The organism is Bradyrhizobium sp. CSA112 (assembly GCF_029051645.1).
In the GTDB taxonomy this organism is placed as follows: domain Bacteria; phylum Pseudomonadota; class Alphaproteobacteria; order Rhizobiales; family Xanthobacteraceae; genus Bradyrhizobium.
The window spans coordinates 1-393 of sequence record NZ_JAACFS010000170.1 but is presented as its reverse complement, the minus strand read 5'-3'; the positions used below and the strand labels follow the sequence as shown (position 1 = coordinate 393).

Sequence of the window (393 nt, the reverse complement as noted above, 5' to 3'; positions counted from 1 at the left end):
GCCTGGCGCTGCTGATCGCCTCGTTCATGACGCAGAACGACGCCCGCGACGCCCCTTCGCCTTACGTCCAGGCTGCCGTCCTCTGACGCCTCGAAGATTCCCCAGCCTTATCAAATGGAGATACACATGGGTCGACTCAATGGAAAAGTTGCCGTTATCACTGGCGCAAGCCGCGGCATTGGCCGCGCCACCGCAAAACTGTTTGCGGCCGAAGGCGCGAAGGTCGCAGTTCTTTCGCGGACCTCCGAAGGCGTCGAACGCGTTGTCGCGGATATCGTCGAAGCCGGCGGCACCGCGCTCGGCGTCGTCTGCGACGTCGGTGAAGCCGATCAGATCACGGCCGCGGTGGACAAGGTTGTCGCTGCGTACGGCCGCATCGACATTCTCGTGAAC

Annotated in this window: 1 protein-coding gene; it reads left to right on the top strand. The window is 62.8% G+C overall.

The features are described 5' to 3' along the window. Positions 1-126: 126 nt before the first annotated feature. Positions 127-393, top strand: a 267-nt coding sequence (locus GWE18_RS42175) for an SDR family NAD(P)-dependent oxidoreductase (protein ID WP_275191343.1), incomplete at its 3' end; no start/stop codon positions are given.